Origin of the sequence: Staphylococcus gallinarum (assembly GCF_029774255.1) — a bacterium.
GTDB classification, from domain to species: domain Bacteria; phylum Bacillota; class Bacilli; order Staphylococcales; family Staphylococcaceae; genus Staphylococcus; species Staphylococcus gallinarum.
In genome coordinates this window covers 1884369-1906550 of sequence record NZ_CP069082.1, presented here as the reverse complement: position 1 = coordinate 1906550, position 22182 = coordinate 1884369, and the positions used below count along the sequence as shown (strand labels likewise).

At 34.7% G+C, this 22182-nt stretch carries 21 protein-coding genes; 12 read left to right on the top strand and 9 right to left on the bottom strand.

All coding sequences use genetic code 11. The features are described from left to right. Positions 1–140: 140 nt before the first annotated feature. The 5 genes from qoxD to JN168_RS08875 all read right to left on the bottom strand — a co-directional run bounded on the left by qoxD (position 141) and on the right by JN168_RS08875 (position 4704). Positions 141–431 (bottom strand): cytochrome aa3 quinol oxidase subunit IV, encoded by a 291-nt coding sequence (gene qoxD / locus JN168_RS08895; protein ID WP_042739864.1) that lies wholly within the window; start codon positions 429–431, stop codon positions 141–143. After that, positions 428–1033, bottom strand: a complete 606-nt coding sequence (gene qoxC, locus JN168_RS08890; protein ID WP_042739865.1) for a cytochrome aa3 quinol oxidase subunit III — start codon at positions 1031–1033, stop codon at positions 428–430. Before qoxC ends, qoxD begins: the two co-directional genes overlap by 4 nt. Continuing rightward, the gene (qoxB, locus tag JN168_RS08885) at positions 1023–3011 is read right to left on the bottom strand and encodes a cytochrome aa3 quinol oxidase subunit I (RefSeq protein WP_107512261.1); all 1989 of its coding nucleotides are present in this window, start codon (positions 3009–3011) and stop codon (positions 1023–1025) included. The genes qoxC and qoxB overlap by 11 nt, the downstream gene beginning before the upstream one ends. Further along, entirely contained in the window at positions 3011–4132 is a 1122-nt protein-coding gene (qoxA, locus tag JN168_RS08880; protein ID WP_042739867.1) for a cytochrome aa3 quinol oxidase subunit II, read from the bottom strand. The genes qoxB and qoxA overlap by 1 nt, the downstream gene beginning before the upstream one ends. A 254-nt stretch (positions 4133–4386) precedes the next feature. Further along, positions 4387–4704: a DUF5011 domain-containing protein gene (locus JN168_RS08875; protein ID WP_042739868.1), complete on the bottom strand. Its 318-nt coding sequence runs from the start codon at positions 4702–4704 to the stop codon at positions 4387–4389. A 242-nt stretch (positions 4705–4946) separates the two neighbouring features. Between JN168_RS08875 and JN168_RS08870 the strand changes: the two genes are divergently transcribed. After that, positions 4947–6092 carry a globin domain-containing protein gene (locus tag JN168_RS08870; protein WP_279525784.1) on the top strand — a complete coding sequence of 382 codons (1146 nt, stop codon included), beginning with the start codon at positions 4947–4949 and terminating at the stop codon, positions 6090–6092. 279 nt (positions 6093–6371) lie between these two features. Here the strand turns inward: JN168_RS08870 and folD are convergent, their stop codons facing one another. Continuing rightward, positions 6372–7229, bottom strand: a complete 858-nt coding sequence (folD, locus tag JN168_RS08865) for a bifunctional methylenetetrahydrofolate dehydrogenase/methenyltetrahydrofolate cyclohydrolase FolD (protein ID WP_279525783.1) — start codon at positions 7227–7229, stop codon at positions 6372–6374. A gap of 220 nt (positions 7230–7449) precedes the next feature. Here folD and purE point away from each other — a divergent pair, with 220 nt between their 5' ends. The 11 genes from purE to purD are packed head-to-tail and all read left to right on the top strand — an operon-like array spanning position 7450 to position 18671. After that, positions 7450–7932 (top strand): 5-(carboxyamino)imidazole ribonucleotide mutase, encoded by a 483-nt coding sequence (purE, locus tag JN168_RS08860; RefSeq protein ID WP_107512257.1) that lies wholly within the window; start codon positions 7450–7452, stop codon positions 7930–7932. After that, positions 7919–9046 (top strand): 5-(carboxyamino)imidazole ribonucleotide synthase, encoded by a 1128-nt coding sequence (gene purK, locus JN168_RS08855; RefSeq protein ID WP_042739872.1) that lies wholly within the window; start codon positions 7919–7921, stop codon positions 9044–9046. The genes purE and purK overlap by 14 nt, the downstream gene beginning before the upstream one ends. Further along, positions 9046–9747 carry a phosphoribosylaminoimidazolesuccinocarboxamide synthase gene (purC, locus tag JN168_RS08850; RefSeq protein WP_229367107.1) on the top strand — a complete coding sequence of 234 codons (702 nt, stop codon included), beginning with the start codon at positions 9046–9048 and terminating at the stop codon, positions 9745–9747. The genes purK and purC overlap by 1 nt, the downstream gene beginning before the upstream one ends. 2 nt (positions 9748–9749) lie before the next feature. Next, positions 9750–10010, top strand: a complete 261-nt coding sequence (purS, locus tag JN168_RS08845; protein WP_042739874.1) for a phosphoribosylformylglycinamidine synthase subunit PurS — start codon at positions 9750–9752, stop codon at positions 10008–10010. Continuing rightward, positions 10010–10681, top strand: coding sequence for a phosphoribosylformylglycinamidine synthase subunit PurQ (gene purQ / locus JN168_RS08840; RefSeq protein ID WP_042739875.1), 672 nt, complete (start codon positions 10010–10012; stop codon positions 10679–10681). The genes purS and purQ overlap by 1 nt, the downstream gene beginning before the upstream one ends. After that, complete coding sequence (gene purL / locus JN168_RS08835) at positions 10674–12863, top strand: phosphoribosylformylglycinamidine synthase subunit PurL (protein ID WP_042739876.1); 2190 nt, start codon at positions 10674–10676, stop codon at positions 12861–12863. The genes purQ and purL overlap by 8 nt, the downstream gene beginning before the upstream one ends. After that, complete coding sequence (gene purF, locus JN168_RS08830; RefSeq protein ID WP_107512255.1) at positions 12842–14329, top strand: amidophosphoribosyltransferase; 1488 nt, start codon at positions 12842–12844, stop codon at positions 14327–14329. The genes purL and purF overlap by 22 nt, the downstream gene beginning before the upstream one ends. Then, positions 14322–15350 carry a phosphoribosylformylglycinamidine cyclo-ligase gene (purM, locus tag JN168_RS08825; RefSeq protein ID WP_042739878.1) on the top strand — a complete coding sequence of 343 codons (1029 nt, stop codon included), beginning with the start codon at positions 14322–14324 and terminating at the stop codon, positions 15348–15350. Before purF ends, purM begins: the two co-directional genes overlap by 8 nt. Position 15351: 1 nt before the next feature. Next, complete coding sequence (purN, locus tag JN168_RS08820) at positions 15352–15918, top strand: phosphoribosylglycinamide formyltransferase (protein WP_107512253.1); 567 nt, start codon at positions 15352–15354, stop codon at positions 15916–15918. A gap of 15 nt (positions 15919–15933) precedes the next feature. Continuing rightward, entirely contained in the window at positions 15934–17412 is a 1479-nt protein-coding gene (gene purH / locus JN168_RS08815) for a bifunctional phosphoribosylaminoimidazolecarboxamide formyltransferase/IMP cyclohydrolase (RefSeq protein ID WP_279525782.1), read from the top strand. Positions 17413–17432: 20 nt separating this feature from the next. Further along, positions 17433–18671 (top strand): phosphoribosylamine--glycine ligase, encoded by a 1239-nt coding sequence (gene purD / locus JN168_RS08810; protein ID WP_279525781.1) that lies wholly within the window; start codon positions 17433–17435, stop codon positions 18669–18671. Between the two features lie 697 nt (positions 18672–19368). Here the strand turns inward: purD and JN168_RS08805 are convergent. The 3 genes from JN168_RS08805 to JN168_RS08795 are packed head-to-tail and all read right to left on the bottom strand — an operon-like array spanning position 19369 to position 22171. Beyond that, on the bottom strand, positions 19369–20175 hold the full coding sequence (locus JN168_RS08805) for an energy-coupling factor transporter transmembrane component T family protein (protein ID WP_042739882.1): 807 nt from the start codon (positions 20173–20175) through the stop codon (positions 19369–19371). Continuing rightward, positions 20168–21583 carry an ABC transporter ATP-binding protein gene (locus tag JN168_RS08800; RefSeq protein WP_279525780.1) on the bottom strand — a complete coding sequence of 472 codons (1416 nt, stop codon included), beginning with the start codon at positions 21581–21583 and terminating at the stop codon, positions 20168–20170. Before JN168_RS08800 ends, JN168_RS08805 begins: the two co-directional genes overlap by 8 nt. Positions 21584–21595: 12 nt before the next feature. Then, a complete protein-coding gene (locus JN168_RS08795; RefSeq protein WP_042739884.1) occupies positions 21596–22171 on the bottom strand; it encodes an ECF transporter S component in 576 nt (191 codons plus the stop codon). Positions 22172–22182 lie beyond the last annotated feature (11 nt).

The following is a 22182-nucleotide window of genomic DNA, read 5'->3' as shown; positions in this document are numbered from 1 at the left end:
ATAAATAGCCTCCTATAATAAGAATAAAATACTTTGCTTATAATATTATTTTACAATGAAATAAAGAATAAATGTTGTGAAGCACTTTAAATCATAACAATAAAAAAAGACTTCTCCGAAGAGAAGTCTTTTACTTTGGATTATAAGTGACTTGAGTGTCCACCTTGCATAACCCAGTACGTACCAATAACAGTGATTAAAGTAATGATAATCGCAAATACTACTTTGAATCCTTGGACGTTACCGTCTTTACCTTCAGTTAAGTGCATGAACATTAATAATTGAACAGCTGCTTGAATGAAAGCAAATCCGAAAATTATTGTAATCTTAGCGTTCAATGACATTGAAGTATACAATGTTACGAATATTGCTAAGATAGTTAGAACGATAGAAGCGATAAAGCCTACAGTGTGTTTTACTATTGTATTCATCCGCTATACACCATCCCTATCATATATACGGCAGTGAAGATGAAAATCCACACAACATCTAAAAAGTGCCAGTATAAACTTACTATAAATAATTTAGGAGCATTATCTTTATTTAACCCTCGCATTGCAATTTGGATTAATAAACATGTAATCCAAACAATACCTAATGAAACGTGGGCACCATGTGTTCCTAATAGAATAAAGAAACTAGACCAATAAGAACCAATAGTTGGATTAACACCTTCATGTGCATAGTGAGCAAATTCATAGATTTCAAAACCAACGAACACTACACCAAGCAATACAGTGATAATCATCCAAATCATCATTAGTTTTTGCTTTTCTTGTCTCATGTAGTAAATTGCAATACCACAAGTATAAGAACTAATTAATAACGAGAATGTCATTATTAATACAAGTGGTAATTCAAATAACTCAGTAGTCATTTTACCAGCATAGTCGCCACCATGTTGTAATGTCAGTAAAGCTGCAAATAACGTACCAAATAATGAGAATTCTGCTGTAAGGAAAATCCAAAAGCCAAGTTTATTCAAATTACCTTCATGCGAACGAGAATCTATTGTGTTAGCATCATGACTCATGACTTACAGCCTCCCTTTCTTTTATACGTGCTTCACGTAAACGTTTTTCAGTTTCAGCAACTTCTTCTGCATGGATATGGTAACCGTGGTCGACTTGGAAACTGCGGTAAATCATTGTTCCGAAGATACCAATTAAGCAAAGAATTGCTGGAATGATAGTTTCAAATATTAAGAAGAAACCACCAATCGTCATAAAGATACCCATCCATAAACCAACAGCAGTGTTGTTAGGCATATGAATATCTTTGTAATTATGGTTGTCTAAATAATGACGACCGTGTTCTTTCATATCAACAAATGTATCATAGTCATTCCAATCTGGAGTGATTGCGAAGTTGTATTTAGGTGGAATTGCTGATGCAGTAGACCACTCTAAAGTACGACCTAAACCATCCCAGTTATCACCAGTTGCTTCACGTGGTGCTTTGAAGAAACTGTATACGATACTTGCTACTAAGAACATGAAGCCTAATGCCATTAATAGGGCACCGATAGTTGAGATTACGTTTAATAACCACCAACCATCTTCTGGCATATAAGTGTATAAACGACGAGGCATACCATCTAATCCAAGTACGAATTGTGGTAAGAAACAAACGTTAAATCCGATCATGAATAACCAGAAACACCATTTGTTTAATGTCTCATTTAATTTATAACCAGTCATCTTAGGATACCAGAAGATTAAAGCACCAAGACAGGCAAATACAACACCAGTAACTAATGTGTAGTGGAAGTGTGCCACTAAGAAATAAGTATTATGGTATTGATAGTCTGCTGCAGCCATCGCTAACATTACACCAGTAACCCCACCTAATAAGAAGTTAGGGATGAAGGCTAATGAGAATAACATTGGCGATTCAAAACTAATACGACCTTGGTATAAAGTGAACAACCAGTTAAATAGTTTAACACCGGTTGGTATACCAATTAACATTGTTGTAATTGAGAAGAATGAGTTAATCAAAGCACCATTACCCATTGTGAAGAAATGGTGAACCCAAACTAAGAAACTTAAGAATGCAATACCTGCAGTTGCCCACACCATGCTTTGGTGTCCGAATAAACGTTTACGAGCAAATGTAGGAATGATTTCAGAATATATACCAAATGCCGGTAGGATAACGATATATACTTCAGGGTGCCCCCATACCCAGAAGAAGTTAGCCCATAACATTGGCATACCACCGTCAGCAACGGTGAAGAATGCTGTTCCAAAAATTCTGTCTGTAGTGAATAATGCTAAAGCAACTGTTAACACAGGGAATGCCAAGATAACAATCAATGCAGTGATGAAAGTTGTTACAGTGAACATTGGCATTTCCATAAATTTCATTGTAGGTGATTTACATCTAAGTATTGTTACGAAGAAGTTAATACCTGTCATTAATGTTCCGATACCAGAAATCTGGATTGCTATTAGGTAATAGTTAACCCCAGGTCCTGGACTAAATTCTCCGGCAAGTGGAGCATAGTTTGTCCAACCAGCAGCAGGTGATCCACCTACGATAAATGAAAGGTTGAATAAAATCATACCTGCGAAGAATAACCAGAAACTAATACTGTTCAATACAGGGAATGCAACGTCGCGTGCACCAATTTGTAATGGTACAACTACGTTCCATAAACCAAATACGAAAGGCATTGCCATAAAGATAATCATGATAACGCCGTGCGTACTAAAGATTTCGTTATAGTGGTTTGATTCTAAGAATTTATTATCTGGAATTGTTAATTGAGCACGAATAAGTAATGCGTCAATACCACCACGAACGAACATTAATACTGCACAGATTAGGTACATTGCACCAATCTTCTTATGGTCGACAGATGTGAACCATTCTTTGTAAAGATATTTCCATAACTTGAAGTAAGTAATTACTGCGATCACACCGATAACTAAGAATGGCGCACCAATTTGTGCCATTGTAATCATCCAGTTACCATGAACGATCAATTGATCCCATGGAAAATTCATTAATGTCCACCTCCATGCTCTTGATCTTTGTTCTCAATTTTAGATGCTTCTTTATCTTTAGCACCTTTTGAGATTTTTTCCATTTCGTCCATATTATGTGATTCATCTTTCTTGAATTTACCATCATATGGCTCTTTGTTGCCTAAGATCATGGCTTTCATACCATGACGTTCGTAGTTAGCGTTTGTAATCTGCGGTTTACGTGCAGGTTGATCCGGTTTATCTAATATATCCTCTGTAATTTGCTTTTCAGAGTTGAAGTTTGGATCTTTTTGTACGTAATTATAGCGATCATAAGCATAGAAGATATACTCAGGATCTGCAGCAGGGTCAACAAACGCCATGTGCGTACCACTGAAAGTTAAGTTTTTGTTTTCAGTAGTAGGTAAAAGTTGCTTGTCAAATGTATCTTGATCTAATACTTTTTGACTTTGAGCATCTTTAACCCAATCCTTGAATTTACTTTGACTTACTGAGTGAACGTCAAATGTTTGACGAGCGAAACCTTCACCATTGAAGTTTGAGTTACGACCTCTGAACGTACCTTCTTTATCAGCAGTTAACGTCCAGTCCATCGTCATACCAGTCATCGCGTATTTCTGACCACCTAATTGTGGAATCCAGAAACTAGTCATCATATCCATAGATTGGAGTTTAAAGATAACCGGGCGATCTTTCGGAATAGTTAAGTGATTAACTGTTTCGATTTTTTCTTCAGGGTAACTAAAGAACCATTTATAACCAGCACTCGTAGCGTAAACAACAAGTGGGTCATCTTCTTTAGCCGGTGGTTTTTCGTACTCGTAAAGTGATTTAACCGTTGGAATGGCTAAAGCAATTACGATAATCACAGGAACAATAAACCAAATTGTTTCAAGTAAAGAGTTGTGGTGCATTTTACCAGATTCTGATGTATTTCCTATTCTGTATTTGAATAAGAATACAGCGAACATGATAAGCACCGCGGCAATAATAACAAGCATGAAGATGATTGAATAGATAATCAAGAACTTCGAGTCACTTGCCATCGGCCCTTTTGGGTTTAAAACTTCTACATTGGAACAGCCACTAAGTAAAATTAGTGAGCCAAAGAGTAGAAGCAAAGACTTAAATTTTGACACTTTTTTGACCTCCTAATACTACAATTGTAGGGCTTACCATCAATTTTAAGATATTACGCAATATTTACAAGTCTTTCTGAGGAAAAAATTATTGTAAAATTAAAACAAGCCCAACAGACTCAAGGTCTGACGGGCTTTTAAAGATTTGTTAAAATTATGTGTACATTTTGTGAAAAGTGCCATATTTTAATAGAATGGATAATTTTAGTTGTTTATATAGGTATATTGGAAGCAATTTAACGTAATTTAGTTGATTATTTTACTTCTATATAATGTGTTGATTTTCCAATTGCACCATCTGAATCTTCAACTTTATAAACGACTTTATATTTTCCTGGCTTTGAAGTATCAATATCACCATCTACAGTTATTTTATGTGTCAGGTCGCCATCTTCTTTGTCAAACGCACGGACACCTTTTAATGGTTGATATGCTTCTCCCTTATGTATAATTGTATCTTTTGTACCTTTTAATTCTGGAATAGAGTTATCAGTAGCTTCTGCGCTTAGGTTAGGTGTAACAAGCGTTGCGGAAACACCTAATGCTGATAAAGACTGTAATAATTTGTTCATAACGCTAACCTCCGAATGAAAGCCATTGATTTATTTAACTTAACTATACTGTAATCTACGTTTAAAATCATCATACTATAGTCTTAATATACCGTACGACTTTAAATTTAAATGAAAATTTCAGTTAAAATTTAGTAAATTGAACTTTTTGTGAATTTTATCACGTAAACCTTTCAAATGTAAATTAATTGTATTAAACTAATTTGTGAAATAAAGAATAAATGGCTAGGGGAGTGTCAAGCATGTTAACAGAGAACGAAAAAGCAATTATTAAAGAAACGGTGCCAGTATTACAAGAAAAAGGTACAGAAATCACGTCATTTTTCTACAAAAGAATGTTTAATCAACATCCAGAATTAAAAAATATGTTTAACCAAACGAATCAAAAGAGAGGCCTTCAATCCACAGCATTAGCTCAAAGTGTATTAGCTGCTGCATTAAACATTGAAGATTTAACGCGTATTTTACCAGTAGTAAAAGAGATTGCATATAAGCATTGTGCGCTACAAGTACCGCCAGCAGGTTATGATATAGTTGGTGAAAATTTAATTGCTGCAATTGAACATGTGCTAAGTTTGGAAAATGATAATCCAATCGTTCAAACTTGGACAAAAGCTTATGGTGAAATTGCAAATGTGTTTATCTCAGTTGAAAAAGAAATATATGAACAAATGGCATGGAGTGGTTTCAAACCATTCGAACTCATTGATATAGAGCAAGTTACTGACAATATTAAGTTATTTACGATTAAATCAACTGAAATAGATTTAAGTCAATTTGAGCCAGGACAATATATTACGGTTGATGTTGAAAGTGAGAAATTACCATATCGTGCAAAACGTCATTATTCTATTGTAGAAGGTAATGTTGATCAATTAAGTTTTGCTGTTAAAAGAGATGTTACAGAGAATAATGAAGGAGAAGTTTCAACAATTTTACACGATGAGTTCAAAGTTGGTGATATGATTAATTTATCTGCACCAGTTGGTGACTTTACATTAAATCATGTGTCTAAACCACAATTGTTTATCGGTTCAGGAATCGGTGTAACACCATTAGTTCCAATGTTTAGACACGTTGTATCTAGTCAAGGAACAGCACAATTCATTCAAAACACGAATGATATTGACCAAATTCCATTCCAAGAAAAGCTATCTGAAATTGCAAATAATGAAGATAATGCTAGTTATATCATTCACGACAAAAACCAAAATGGTTATATCGATGCTGAATATTTAAAACAGTATTTAACAGATGATACAGAAATTTATGTTTGTGGTGGAACAGAGTTCTTGAAATCCATCATCAGTATATTAAAAGAAATTGGAGTAGCAACAGAGCGTATACATTTTGAATCATTTATTCCAAAATTAAGTGTTGGTGTATAATTTATATAACGTTAAAACCAAGTTACCCCTTTAAAAATGATATATAGAAGTGACTGGGAGTTAAACCTCAGAAAAATGCCACCCCTAAGATTAAATTAATCTCTTGGGGTGGCATTTTTATAGTGAAAACATCATTATTTGTTTAGTACGAATAGGTTATGATGTTCGAAAAGCCAAACACCTGTGTAGCTATTAATAAAAGGAAAAGGCAATTTCTATCACATTCGATAGAAATTGCCTTTTTAACTGGATAAATATCTTAACATCCAGACTATTATCTTACTCAATACCTCTACGTAATTTTTCTGCAATTAATGTATTATTTAATACCATTGTGATTGTCATTGGACCAACGCCACCTGGAACTGGTGTGATTGCACCGGCAATTTCTTTCACTTCATCATATTCGACGTCGCCTTTTAATTTACCATTTTTATCAGGTGTATTTCCGACGTCAATAACAACAGCACCTTCTTTAACATCATCCTTTGTAACGAGACCAGGTCTACCAACGGCACTTACAATAATATCTGCATCTTTTAAATGTTTATGCATGTCTTTTGTTCTTGAATGAAGAATCGTAACAGTCGCATTTTTTTGTAGCAATAATTTTGATACTGGTTGTCCAACAATATGGCTACGTCCAATAATTACTGCTTCTTTACCTTCAATATCGATATCTGCATGATTTAATATTTCCATAATACCTAAAGGTGTACAAGGTACAAAAGTTTGCTCATCGATATAAAGTTTACCAATATTTTCAGGATGGAATCCATCAACGTCTTTTGCTGGGTTGATTGCTTCTAAAACCTTTTGTTCACTCACTTGTTTAGGGAGTGGTACTTGTACTAATATACCACTTACTGTTTCATCTTCGTTTAAGCGTTTAAGTTCTCCAAGAACTTCCGCTTCAGTAGCAGTTTCATCTAAATGGACGATTTCTGAAATCATACCAATTTTTTCTGCGGCTTTCTTTTTAGAATTAACATAACTTTGACTCGCGCCATCATTACCAACAAGAATTACTGATAACTTTGGAGTGAAACCTTTCGCTTGTAATGTTTCGACTTGATCTTTTAGACCTTGTCTATAATCTTTTGCAATTTGTTTTCCATCTAATATTTTTGCGACCATGTAAATATGTCCTCCTCGAATGTTTAAACTTCACTTTACTTCCTTAACTTAACTTTAACATAAAACACAGCATAAATTTCAACCAAAAGACGTAGATTGAGTTATTTTTTTAAAATAAAGTTCGATTTTTGATTGAAAAAGCATAGTTTAGTTGTTATGCTATATCTGTAATATACAACTATTAGCAGTATTATTTCAAATATCTGAAAGGGTGTTCAACTTGAAAGTGGTAGTCATTATGGGTAGTTCTTCTGATTGGGAAACAATGAAAGAGAGTTGCCAAATGTTAGACCAATTTGGAATACCGTACGATAAAAAAGTAGTTTCCGCACATCGTACGCCTCAATTAATGTTTGAATTTTCAAATGAAGCGAGAGCGAATGGTTATGATGTCATTATTGCAGGTGCTGGAGGCGCAGCGCATTTACCAGGAATGGTAGCCTCTATGACAACATTGCCAGTCATTGGTGTGCCTATCGAATCGAAGAGTTTAAAAGGACTGGATTCTTTACTCTCAATCGTGCAAATGCCAGGTGGTATCCCAGTCGCTACAACAGCAATTGGTAAAGCTGGTGCGAAAAATGCCGGAATACTTGCAGCCAGAATGTTAAGTATCGGTAATGAAACAATCCAAAAGAATTTGGAAAATTATGAAAAATCGTTAGTCGAGAAAGTGAGTGAAATGCAGCATGATCTTCAATAAGTTAAAATTCGGCTCAACAATTGGCATCATAGGCGGAGGTCAATTAGGTAAGATGATGGCACAATCCGCACAAAAAATGGGTTATAAAGTTATTGTCTTAGACCCAGATGCTGATTGTCCATGTCAACATGTTGCACATCAATTTATCAATGCAAACTATGATGATTTAGCAGCTTTGGAGTCATTAGGAGAAGCATCAGATGTCATCACTTATGAATTTGAAAATATTTCAGCTAACCAACTACAAACACTAGTCTCAAAATATAACGTTCCTCAAGGTTATGAAGCAATCCAATTGTTACAGGATAGATTAACCGAAAAAGAAACATTACAAAAAGCAAATACTCAAATTGCGCCGTTTGTACAATTAACGGAAAAAAATGACATAACTCAGGCTGTAGCAGAAATTGGTTATCCGTTTATCGTTAAGACACGATTTGGTGGCTATGACGGTAAAGGTCAAATTTTAGTCAGAGATGAAATGGATTTAGAAGAAGCACAAGAACTCATTTCGAATCAAGAATGTGTTGCAGAGAAGTATTTAGATTTGTATAAAGAAGTTTCTTTAACAGTAACAATCGGAAATGACAATCAAATTACTTATTTCCCATTACAAGAAAATGAACATCAAAATCAAATATTATTTAAAACAATTGTTCCTGCACGTGTAGACAAAGAACAGGAAGCGCGTAATGAAGTTAACAAGATAATCGAAAAGATTCATTTTGTTGGTACATTCACAGTAGAGTTCTTTATCGATACAGACAATAAACTCTATGTTAATGAAATTGCGCCAAGACCACATAACTCAGGTCATTATTCAATAGAAGCTTGTGATTATTCGCAATTTGATAGTCATATATTGGCAATTACTGGTCAAAAATTACCTGAGTCTATCGAACTTTTAAAGCCAGCTATTATGATGAATTTATTAGGCAGAGATTTAGATATTTTAGAGGATCAATTTTCAGAACACCCAGAATGGCATGTCCACATATATGGTAAGAACGTACGTAAACCAGATAGAAAGATGGGTCATTTAACCGTACTAACAGATGATATTGAACAACAAGAAGTAGACTTGCTACACAAATTTGAAGGGAGACATCACTAATGTCCTTGTTATATGAAGGAAAAGCGAAACGTATCTATTCAACTGATACAGAAAATGTATTAAGAGTTGAGTATAAAGATGAAGTTACTGCAGGTAACGGTGCCAAAAAAGATCATATCGAAGGTAAAGGTCGTCTGAACAACCAAATCACTTCAAGAATATTTGACTATATTAAAAAAGAAGGAATTGGTAGTCATTTTATTGAACAAATTTCTGAAACAGAACAACTTGTTGAAGCTGTAGAAATAATTCCGTTAGAAGTGGTGGTAAGAAATATTGCAGCTGGATCAATTACAAAGCGTTTAGGCTTTGATAAAGGTCATCTATTTGAGACACCTTTAGTTGAATTCTTCTATAAGAATGATGATTTAAATGATCCGCTTATTACTGAAGATCACATTGGTTTATTAAATCTTGCAAGTGAATCTGAAGTAGAAGTTTTAAAGCAATCTGCTAAAGCCATCAATGCTAAATTAGTACAATTAATGGATGAAATGGGATTGAGATTAGTAGACTTTAAAATCGAATTTGGTAGAACGCAAGACGGACGTGTGATCCTTGCAGATGAAATTTCACCTGATACATGTCGTATTTGGGATAAAAATAGTGATACTAACTTTGACAAAGACGTATATCGTGAAGACACTGGTTCAATTATTGAAACTTATCAAACATTTTTAAATAAACTGGAGGCATTATAATAATGAAAACTATCGAATTACACATCACATTACAACCACAGGTATTAGATACACAAGGGCAAGCTTTAAATCGTGCGGTTCATGATTTAGGTTATAAACAAGTTAATGATATTCGTGTAGGTAAAGTCTTATATATGACAGTAGATGAGGCTACAGATGAAGCGGTTCATAATGTTATTACTACTTTAAGTGAAAAATTATTTGCCAATACAGTTATTGAAGAATATAGCTATAAAGTGTTGGAAGAAGGAGAGAAAGCATAATGAAATTTGCAGTGCTTAAATTTCCAGGCTCTAACTGCGACAGAGATATGTATAATGCAGCTTTAAAAACAGGTGTAGAGGCTGATTACGTTGATTATAGAAATACATCATTAGCTGGATATGACGGCGTACTAATTCCAGGTGGTTTCTCATTCGGTGATTATTTACGTTCAGGTGCAATGGCGAGTGTTGCTCCAATTATTAATGAAGTAAAACGCTTTGCAGATGAAGGTAAGCCAGTGCTAGGAGTTTGTAATGGGTTTCAAATTTTGACAGAAATAGGACTGTTACCAGGCGCTTTATTGCACAATGATTCACATTTGTTTGTAAGCAGAAATGAATCGTTAAAAATTGTTAATAACCAAACACCATTCACTAATTTATACGAAGAAAATGAAGATGTTATTTATCCAGTAGCCCATGGTGAAGGTCACTACTATTGTACTGATGCAATGTATAAAGATTTAGAAGCTAATAATCAAATCATTTTAAAATATAATGAAAATCCTAATGGTTCATATAATGACATTGCAGGAATCGTCAATGAACAAGGTAATGTTTGTGGAATGATGCCTCATCCAGAGCGTGCAATTGAATCAATCTTAGGTACAGATAGTGGCGTAAAATTATTTGAAGCAATGGTAAATAGTTGGAGGGAACAAAATGTCTAAATTTATTGAACCTAGTGCAGAGGAAATTAAGTTAGAAAAACTATATCAAGATATGGGTTTAAGTGATAAAGAATATGATAAAGTGTGTGAAATTCTAGGTCGTGAACCAAATTTTACTGAAATAGGTATTTTTTCTGTAATGTGGAGTGAACATTGTTCGTATAAACATTCGAAACCTTTCTTAACACAATTCCCAACTTCAGGTAGTCATGTATTAATGGGACCAGGTGAAGGTGCAGGCGTAGTTGATATTGGCGATGAACAAGCAGTTGTTTTTAAAGTTGAATCACATAACCATCCTTCAGCAGTCGAACCTTATCAAGGTGCTGCTACTGGTGTTGGTGGTATTATCAGAGACATTGTATCGATAGGTGCAAGACCAATTAATTTACTTAATAGTTTGCGTTTTGGTGAATTATCAGAAAAGCAAAATCGCCGTTTATTACGTGGTGTTGTTGCAGGTATAGGTGGTTATGGTAACTGTATCGGTATTCCAACTACAGCTGGTGAAATTGAATTTGATGATCGTTATGATGGTAATCCTTTAGTAAATGCGATGTGTGTCGGAATTATCGATCACGATATGGTACAAAAAGGTACAGCTAAAGGTGTAGGCAACTCAGTCATCTATGTAGGTTTAAAAACAGGTAGAGATGGTATCCATGGTGCGACATTTGCTTCTGAAGAATTGAGTGAAGATAGTGAGAGTAAACGTCCTTCAGTACAAATCGGTGATCCATTTGTAGGTAAAAAATTAATGGAAGCAACACTAGAAGCAATTACATTTGATGAACTTGTAGGTATTCAAGATATGGGTGCTGCTGGTTTAACTTCTTCATCATCGGAAATGGCGGCCAAAGGTGGAAGCGGCTTACATTTACAACTTGAAAAGGTGCCAACACGTGAACAAGGTATCTCGCCATATGAAATGATGCTTTCTGAAACACAAGAACGTATGTTATTAGTTGTTGAAAAGGGAACGGAAGATAAATTTTTAGAATTATTTGATAAACATGAATTAGATAGTGCAGTTATTGGTGAAGTAACAGATACAGATCGCTTTGTATTGTCTTATGAAGGAGAAGTATATGCTGATATCCCAGTTCAACCACTATCTGATGAAGCGCCAGTATATGTATTAGAAGGTGAAGCACCTGAGTATAATAATGAAAAGAATGACTATAGTAATGTAGACGTTAATCATGTATTTGAGCAGCTGTTACAACATCCAACAATTGCTTCTAAGCGCTATTTATATGAACAATACGATCAACAAGTCGGTGCTAATACAATTGTAAAACCAGGCTTACAAGCTTCTGTTGTGCGTGTTGAGAATACGAAGAAAGCTATTGCATCTACAATTGACGGTGAAGCAAGATATGTATTCAATAACCCATATGAAGGTGGGAAAATGGTCGTTGCAGAAGCGTATCGTAATTTAATTTCGGTGGGTGCAACACCATTAGCTATGACAGACTGTTTAAACTATGGTTCACCTGAAAAGAAAGAAATTTATCAACAATTAGCTGATTCAACTAAAGGTATGGCTGAAGCATGTGAAGTATTAAGTACTCCAGTTGTATCTGGGAATGTGTCATTATATAACGAAACACGAGGCACTTCAATATTCCCAACACCTGTCGTAGGTATGGTTGGATTAATTGAAGACATTGATTTCTTAAATGATTTCACACCAAAAGCGAACGACAAGGTATATTTAGTTGGTGATACAAAGGATGATTTTGGTGGAAGTCAAATAGAGAAATTATTATATAAAGAAGTAAATCATGAATTTGAAGCAATTGATTTATCAGATGAAGTTAAAAAAGGTGAAGCAATTAAATCGGCTATTCGTTCGGGTGTCGCATCTCATGTACAAACAGTTGGTAAAGGTGGATTATTACTAACTTTAGCAAGATTCAGCGCACACTATCGTTTAGGTTTAGATGTGAATGTAAACCTATCAAATGGACAATTATTCAGTGAAACACAAGGTCGATATATTGTAATTGCTAAAGAAGGTCAAACACTTGATATTGATAATGCTGTAGAGATTGGTTCAATTACTGATAATGGCCAATTCAATGTTGCTAATAATGACATAAAGGTATCACGAGAAGTTTCAAATCTCAATGAAATATGGGAAGGAGCTATTCCTAAATGTATGACATCAGTGGATTAAATGAAGAGTGTGGCGTATTCGGTATTTGGAATCACCAAGAAGCGGCACAACTAACATATATGGGATTGCATAGTTTACAACATCGTGGTCAAGAAGGGGCTGGCATCGTTTGTTCCAATGGGGAGAACCTCATTGGTGAACGTGGCCTAGGTCTATTAACAGAAGCAATTTCTGATACTCAATTAGAATCATTTAAATCATATCAACATGCAATTGGACATGTTCGCTATGCTACATCAGGAAATAAAGGAATTGAGAATATTCAACCATTTTTATATCACTTTTATGATATGAGTGTTGGTGTTTGTCATAATGGTAATTTAATAAATGCACAAAGCTTAAGAAGATCTCTAGAGCATCAAGGTTCAATTTTCCATTCGTCATCAGATACAGAAGTAATTATGCATTTAATTCGTCGTAGTAAAGCACCAACATTTGAAGATGCTTTACAAGAAAGTTTAAGAAAAATTAAAGGCGGATTTACTTTTGCATTATTAACTAAGGATGCTTTATATGGCGCTGTTGACCCAAATGCAATTAGACCGCTTGTAGTTGGTAAAATGAAAACAGGTGCATATATAATAGCTAGTGAAACTTGCGCAATTGATGTACTTGGTGCGGAATTTGTTCGAGATATTCATGCAGGAGAATATGTTGTCATTAACGACGATGGTATCAGAGTTGAATCATATACACGACATACAACGACTGCAATTTCAGCAATGGAATACATTTATTTTGCTAGACCAGATTCTACAATTGCAGGAAAAAATGTACATGCAGTAAGAAAGCAATCTGGTAAACAGTTAGCAACAGAGAGCCCAGCACCTACAGCTGATATGGTCATTGGTGTGCCAAACTCATCTCTATCAGCAGCATCAGGCTATGCTGAAGAAAGTGGTTTACCTTATGAAATGGGCTTAGTTAAGAATCAATATGTTGCAAGAACATTTATTCAACCTACTCAAGAATTACGCGAACAAGGTGTTAGAGTTAAATTATCAGCAGTTAAAGATATTGTTCATGATAAGAATATTGTCTTGGTAGATGATTCAATTGTACGTGGTACAACGAGTAGACGTATCGTTCAAATGTTGAAAGATGCAGGTGCAAACGAAGTTCATGTACGTATCGCATCACCAGAATTTATGTTTCCTAGCTTTTATGGTATTGATGTATCAACAACGGCAGAGTTAATTTCAGCAAATAAATCACCAGAAGAAATTAGAGATTATATTGGTGCAGATTCTTTATCTTATTTAAGTGTTGATGGTCTAATCGATTCTATTGGACTTGATCAAGATGTACCATATAGTGGGTTATGTGTAGAAAGCTTTACAGGTGACTACCCTGCTGGATTATATGACTATGAAGAAGAATATGTAAAGCATTTAAGTGAACGCCAAAAAACATACTTGAAAAATAATAAACAATATTTTGATAAAGAGGGGAATATTCATGTCTAAAGCATACCAACAAGCAGGTGTTGATATAAACGCAGGTTATGAAGCAGTAGAACGTATGTCTAGTCACGTCAAACGAACAATGCGTAAAGAAGTACTTGGAGGACTTGGTGGCTTTGGAGCTACATTTGACCTTTCACAATTAAATATGAAAGCACCTTTACTCGTATCAGGTACAGATGGTGTTGGTACGAAATTAAAATTAGCTATCGATCATAACAAGCATGACACGATTGGTGTGGATGCCGTTGCAATGTGTGTCAATGATATTTTAACAACAGGTGCCGAACCACTTTATTTTCTAGATTATATTGCAACAAACAAAGTGGTACCGGAAGTTATTGAACAAATTGTTAAAGGCGTTAGTGACGGATGTGAGGAAACAAACACTGCACTTATTGGTGGTGAAACTGCTGAAATGGGTGAAATGTATCACGAAGGTGAGTATGATTTAGCTGGATTTGCTGTAGGTGCTGTTGAAAAGGACGAATATATTGATGGCAGTAATGTTAAACCTGGTCAAGTGATTATTGGTCTAGAGTCTAGTGGTATCCATTCAAATGGCTATAGCTTAGTTAGGAACCTTATTAAAAAATCAAACGTTGATTTACAAGAAAAATTTGACGCTCAACGTACTTATTTAGAAACATTTTTAGAGCCGACACGTCTCTATGTAAAACCAGTTCTTGCTGTAAAGGAAGCTATTCAAATTAATGCGATGACACATATCACTGGTGGTGGTTTCTATGAAAATATTCCTAGAGCATTGCCTGAAGGTGTTACTGCAAAAGTAGATACAACTTCATTCCCAACATTACCGATATTTAATTGGTTGCAACAACAAGGCGAAATCGAAACAGCTGAAATGTATAATGTTTTTAATATGGGTATCGGATTTACAATTATCGTTGAAGCACAAGATGCCGATAAAGCATTAGCAATATTAAAAGAGCATGATGTTAAAGCATATAAAATTGGTGAAATTGTTGAAGGCACAGAGCCGATTCAATTAACGGGGGTATAAAATGACCAAAATAGCAATTTTCGCGTCTGGTTCTGGAAGTAATTTTGAAAGTATAATGACAGAAATTGAAGCAGGTCGTTTATCTCATATTGAAGTGACAGCATTATATACAGATCAAGTGAGTGCTTATTGTATAGAACGCGCTAGAAAATTTAATCTCGATGTGCATATTAATGAGCTGAAAAACTTTGATTCTAAAGCTGATTATGAACGTAAAATAATAGAGTGGTTAACCGCTGAAAAAGTAGAATGGATTGTACTGGCCGGTTATATGAAATTAATCGGTGAGCATATTTTAAATGCTTATGATCGACGTATATTGAATATCCATCCTTCTTTATTACCGAAGTTTAAAGGTAAAGACGCTATTGGACAAGCATTCGACAGTGGTGAAACAGTTACTGGTACTACGGTGCATTACGTTGATAGTGGTATGGATACTGGTGAGATTATAGAACAACGTTCTTGTAAGATTTATCCAGATGATACAAAAGAACAATTGGAAGAGCGAATCAAGGAAATAGAACATCAACTTTATCCAGAAGTTATTGCAAAAATTATTCAATAAGAGGTGCCAATAATAATGAAAAAAGCAATTTTAAGTGTTTCAAATAAAAGTGGAATTGTGCCGTTCGCGCAATCTTTAACAGAACTAGGTTATGAATTATATTCTACTGGTGGTACAAAAAAAGCTTTAGTTGAAGCGGATGTACCAGTTAAATCAATTTCAGACTTAACACAATTCGAGGAAATTATGGATGGTCGAGTTAAAACATTACACCCTTCAGTACATGGTGGTATATTAGCTGATCGAAATAAACCCGAGCATTTAGAGCAATTAAAGGAACAGCAAATTGATTTAATCGATATGGTAGTCGTTAATTTATATCCATTTAAAGAAACAGTTGCGAACCCAGATGTAACAGAAAGTGATGCAATCGAAAATATTGATATCGGTGGTCCTACAATGCTACGTGCTGCCGCAAAGAACTTTAAACATGTAACAACGATTGTTCATCCTGCAGATTATAATGAAGTAATTGATAGAATTAAAAATGATCAATTAGATGAAACTTATCGCAAATCATTAATGGTTAAAGTATTTGATCATACAAACGAGTACGATGCAGCGATTGTTGAATTTTTCAAAAATAGTAAAGAAACATTGCGCTATGGTGAAAACCCTCAACAAACAGCATCATTTGTACGTACTTCAAATGCAGCACATACATTAGCTGGTGCAAAACAATTACACGGTAAACAATTAAGCTACAATAACATTAAAGATGCAGATGCAGCATTAGCATTAGTGAAACAATTTGATCAACCAGCAGCAGTTGCAGTTAAACATATGAACCCTTGTGGTGTAGGTGTAGCTGATACGATTGAACAAGCTTATCAACACGCATTTGAAGCTGATGACCAATCAATATTTGGTGGGATTGTTGCCTTAAACAGAGCTGTAGACACTAAATTAGCAGAATCATTACATGGTATTTTCTTAGAAGTCATTATTGCACCGAAGTTTACTCAAGATGCATTAGATGTTTTAAGTAAAAAGAAAAATATTCGTTTGTTAGAAATTGATATGACTATTGATAACAGCGAACAAGAAATCGTTTCAGTGTCGGGTGGTTATTTAGTTCAAGATAAAGATAATGTTGTATCTAAACGTGAAGATATGACAGTCGTTACGGACGTTGAACCAACAGAAGCACAATGGGATGCAATGTTACTGGGATGGAAAGTAGTAGCATCAGTTAAGAGTAATGCAGTTATTTTAAGTAACACTAAACAAACAGTAGGTATTGGTGCAGGCCAAATGAATCGTGTAGGTTCAGCGAAGGTTGCAATTGAACGTGCGATTGAAATCAATGATGATGTTGTAATGGTGTCTGATGGTTTCTTCCCAATGGATGATACTGTTGAATTAGCTGCACAACACGGTATTAAAGCTATAATTCAACCAGGTGGTTCAATTAAAGATCAAGATTCAATTGATATGGCCAATAAACACGGTATTGCAATGGTAACTACAGGTGTAAGACACTTTAAACATTAATTTATGGAGGCAATAACATTATGAAAGTACTTGTCGTAGGTGGAGGCGGAAGAGAGCATGTCTTAGCACATAAATTAAATCAGTCACCACTCGTAAAAGAAATTTTTGCAATTCCAGGTAACGATGCAATGACTGCAGTCGCAGAGGTTCATAGTGAAATTGCAGAAACAAATCATGAAGCTATTGTGGCATTTGCTAAAGACCATCAAATCAACTGGGTAATCATAGGTCCAGAACAACCATTGACTGAAGGTTTAGCAGATAAGTTACACAGTGAAGATATCAAGGTGTTTGGACCAAATCAAGCTGCGGCTCAAATAGAAGGTTCTAAATTGTTCGCCAAACAATTAATGGCGAAATATGATATTCCAACTGCAGAATATAAAGAAATTACTAACAAGCAAAGCGCTATAGATTATATCCAAACTTGTGAATATCCAGTCGTTTTGAAAAAAGATGGTTTAGCAGCTGGTAAAGGTGTTATTATTGCCAATAATTATGATGAAGCCTTGGCTGGAATTGAGGAACTTTATCCTGAAGAAGAGGGTATTGTTGTCTTTGAACAGTTTTTAGAAGGTGAAGAATTTTCACTCATGACCTTTGTTAATGGTGATTATGCTGTACCATTTGATTGCATCGCTCAAGATCATAAGCGAGCTTATGACAATGATCAAGGACCTAATACGGGTGGTATGGGTGCATATTGTCCGGTACCGCATATTGGTCAAGATATCTTACAACAAACAAATGATACAATTGCGCAACCGATTGCTAATGCACTTGTTAATGAAGGGTATCAGTTTTTTGGAGTGTTATATATTGGTGCCATCATTACTGCAGAAGGGCCTAAGGTGATTGAGTTTAATGCACGCTTTGGTGATCCTGAAGCACAGGTCCTATTAACGCGTATGGAAAGTGACTTAATGCAACATATCATTGATTTAGATAATAAACAGCCATTGCATTTTAAGTGGAAAGAAGATGCGGTGGTAGGTGTTATGTTGGCATCTAAGGGGTACCCAGGTAGTTATGATAAGGGCGAGAAGGTTTCTGGCTTTAGTCTTGATGGAAGTTATTTTGTTAGTGGATTGAAGAAAGAAGATAATGCGTTTGTGACTTCTGGAGGTCGTGTGATTTTGGCACTGGGCGAAGGTGTTGATATTGCGACTGCAAAATCAAATGCCTATAAAGCAGTTGACCAAATTGAAAGTGATGCACTATTTTATCGTACTGATATTAGTGATAAGGCGATGAAATAAATATTTATATGTGATAAGAAACGGATGATATATTCATCCGTTTTTTTATTATAGGAAAAAGAAACTGGTACATAAATACCTAGCATTAAGCCCATCAAAGATCAAAATCTTTGATGGGCTTGTTATTTATATCAATACATCGTATTGTTATTGCTCGCTTACCTAGGGGATATGGGTCGAGACTTGATCTCTACACCCAACAACACCCAACTACACCCTCAAGAGTGTCGCAAACAATAAGAAATTCATATCTGTTATTACTACAAAAACAAGACACTTTCGTATAATTTAATAAACAGCACTAAATTAAATGAACGAGGGTCATGTGTATAAAAATTCAAACATGTCTTAATTAACTCTGCCAAATGAAAGACGACCACATGAAAAATGGACAACTCAAAGCGGGATATAATTTATAAATAGCCACAAACTTTTTAATACTTTGTAATTGGGATTTAGGGTCTGGTTTATTGAAGTGCTTGGTTGGCACACTTTCCACAGGTGTAATCTCAGCCTGTAGCCTTCGGTTTGAGCTGATACTGTAAGAGTCTGCCAAGCCACAACCAAGTATGGTCATAGGAAATTTCACAATATTTTAAAGTACAAAAAAGCAATTGTCTTCCTATTTAATAAAGACAATTGCTTTTAGTATGATACGGTATTTAATATTGGTTAAATTGAAATGAAAATTTTGAGATTAATAAATATTTGTTATTCGAATATCTTGAATACCAGTAATTGGTAATAATACTGATAAAAAATAAGCGCAAACTGCAATTAGGATAATTATTATGACAAAGAGAATATCTTTATAAGAAAACGGGGCGTAATAATAGTAAGTACGTTTTCCGTCTTTAAAGCCCTTTTTCTCCATGGCAACTGATAGTTGATGTGCTTTTCGAATATTTTGACTTAATAATGGGATAATTAAATGTTTCATCCGTTTTAAACCACTGTAATTGCTTCGGTCTATCATTTGATAGCGCATCTTCACTGATTTTCTTAGCTCGATTAAAGAGCTAAACATAAGCGGAACCATACGAATTGCAGCCATAAATGCATAGGCAACTTTAGGTTTGACCTTTAAATGTTGCATGAGACTGTAAAAAATCATAACAATTTGTGAAGTGAAAGCAATAAGAATACCGAAAAATGCAACAGTTGAAGTACGCATTGCCAAATGCAACCCTCTATATAAACTTTCAGTTGTGATATGAATGAAACCTAGTTTAAACAGTGTATGTGTACCATCACCATAGAAAATCATAAATAAGGCGGAAATGATACTAAAGATGACTGTGAAAAATACAAAAGGTAACGTGATCTTAAATTTTATACCGTTAAATATGAGCATAAATATTAAGATTAATGACATAAAGTAAACCATATAATCAAATTCATGTATTAATATAACGAAGAAAAATAACAATACACCAAGTAATAACTTCGTGATGATATTAACATCGTCTACGAAGGACTGTTTCTTCTTCCATTGATCAAACATTAATATCACCTATTTCTTCTATTAAGAATTGATTTTCAACATTAAACTTTCGAGTAGCATATCGTGAGATTATCTCGTTATCATGTGTGACCATTATAATTGTTTGGCCCGATTGAACACGCTTTTGGAATAGTTTAATTAAATTAAATGTATTATGGCTATCTAGTCCAAATGTAGGTTCATCTAACAAGATGAATCTTGAAGATGAACTTAGCGCTATTGCTACACTTAAGCGTCTTTTCTGACCAATAGAAAGTTCGAAAGGGTGCTGCGTTTGTACAGAATTGAGTTGTAATGTTGTTAACATATTTTCAGTTTCTTGTTTGGCTTGTTCAACTGTGTTTTGTTTATTTTTAAATTGAATATAAATTTCATCATATACTGAGTTTGTAATAAATTGAGATTCAGGATTCTGATAAACTAAGTACATGTGTTGCGCAGCTTGCTTAATTTTTGTGATTTTTTTGTTATCTATGAATAAGTCACCTGAATATTTCAGGAGTTGCATCATCGATTCGAGTAATGTCGTTTTACCCGTTCCATTACGTCCTGTTATGGTAATCCATTCACCTGATTTAATTGATAATTCAGGGATTTGTAATAACCGTCTTTTTCCACGTTGTATCGTAATATCTTGGAAATTTACAACGCTCTGAGTTGTAAAGTGCTGTGAGTGTTTATTTAAAGGCTTTGGTGCGTAATCCCATGCATGTGGATGCCAGACACCATATTCGGATAATAGTGACTCATAGTGCTTTAAAATGATTTCAGGTGTCTCATCGGCAATGATTTCACCATCATAATTGAAGAGTATGACACGATCAATGTGTTGCCATATATGCGCTACTTTATGTTCGACAATAATCACTGTTTTGTTATCCCATATTTGTTTGATTTTTTGCCATAAATCTTCAGTGGCATAAACATCCAACATTGCTGTAGGTTCATCTAAGAAAAGTGTGTTTGTTTCTTGTAAAATAGTCTCGGCTATCGCTAGTTTTTGTTTCATACCACCACTCAATTGATTGATGTATTGATTTTTATCAACGTCTAAATCAACTGCAGCCAAAGCATTGTCGATACGTTCATCCATTTCTTCTCTAGGAACTTGTAAATTTTCCATTACAAATGCCAATTCTTCATATACTTTAGGCATACAAAATTGTGTATCTGGATCTTGGAAAATGACCCCACAATCTTTGTCTATATGAAGGTCGTCATATTTCATTGGAAGGTCTACTAATTCTGGTAGAATACCACTTAACACATTGAGTAAAGTACTTTTACCTGAACCAGATGGCCCAAGTAAAAGTACCTTTTCTTTACTATTTATATTTAAGTTTAAATTATTGAATATTTTTTTATCTGCATTTGGATATTTTAATCGTAAATTTTTTATGGATATCAATATTGTGACTCCTTATAGATTGTCGTAGTCATGTTTCGTAGCTGGTCTAAATAATTTTGTAACACCAGTTTGGTCGAGGGCTCTGACGATATAATAGGAAAGGAGTCCAGCTACAACAATTCCACTAATTACTCTACAACCTATATATAAAGCTAAGTTCCAACCTGCAATCTCTCCTAAATAACCATATGCAAAATCAATTGGTAGCGTTGCAATTGCAGTTAAGAATCCTGCTAACATTGCTACCATTGCACTACGTGATTTATATCTAAAAATTAAAAAGATAATTTCACAGGCTAAGCCTTGAACTAATGCATAAATCATTGTAGCAATGTCGAAACGTCCCATAATAATTGTTTCTCCTGCACCTGCAGCAAATTCAGCAAGTAAGGCAATACCTGCCTTTGGAATGATGAGATAAGCAACTACGGCCGCCATAAACCAAGCGCCATACGTTAATTCTTCAAGATGCAAACCTGTAATTTGAACTGCCTTATAAACAAAGTTCCAGAGATTATAAATCACTGCAAATACCACTGCAATCAATACAGTAACAAGTATTTCAGATAGTTTTAAACCTTTTGACATAATACTTTCCT